Below are 491 nucleotides of genomic sequence, written 5' to 3'. Positions count from 1 at the left end.
GCACAATCATGAAAATCGCGAAGCCGCCAACCAAGTAGGCGAGCAGAATCGAGGGGCCGGCCAGCGCGATGGATTCGCTGGAACCATAGAACAGGCCGGTTCCGATGGCGCCGCCCAGTGCAATCAGCTGGATATGACGGTTCTTCAGTGACTTGCGCAGCGTGGCCGGCACCGGCACGTCGTCGGTTTCGCGCGGCTTCTTAGGCGCATCAGCAGTACTCATTGTGCCCTTCTCTCACATTTCTTGGGTTTTGGCGCACGCGGGGCTTGCCGCGATGCGCAACGTTCGTTATTCTATGCCGCCGTATCGTCTCAGAAATGGTCAATCGTCTATTTGTGCGCTATCGCAAGCGCGGGCGTGGGCGCGGCCGGTGAGCAGGCGAAGCTATAGCGAGCGATGCTTATGAAACCGCACGCTTCACTGAGTTCACTGAATTCACCGTGTTCACTGCGTGGCAGGCATACACATGGTGAAGATGGTGTGGGACACC

General features: G+C 58.2%; 1 pseudogene. It reads right to left on the bottom strand.

What is annotated here, in order from left to right:
- Positions 1-223: pseudogene (locus DKT72_RS19010) on the bottom strand (hypothetical protein); the annotation flags it as partial.
- Positions 224-491 lie beyond the last annotated feature (268 nt).

Origin of the sequence: Confluentibacter sediminis, from assembly GCF_003258355.1 — a bacterium.
Classification (GTDB): domain Bacteria; phylum Bacteroidota; class Bacteroidia; order Flavobacteriales; family Flavobacteriaceae; genus Confluentibacter; species Confluentibacter sediminis.
Note: the sequence above shows the minus strand (reverse complement) of the source record. Positions and strands in the feature narration are given on the sequence as shown.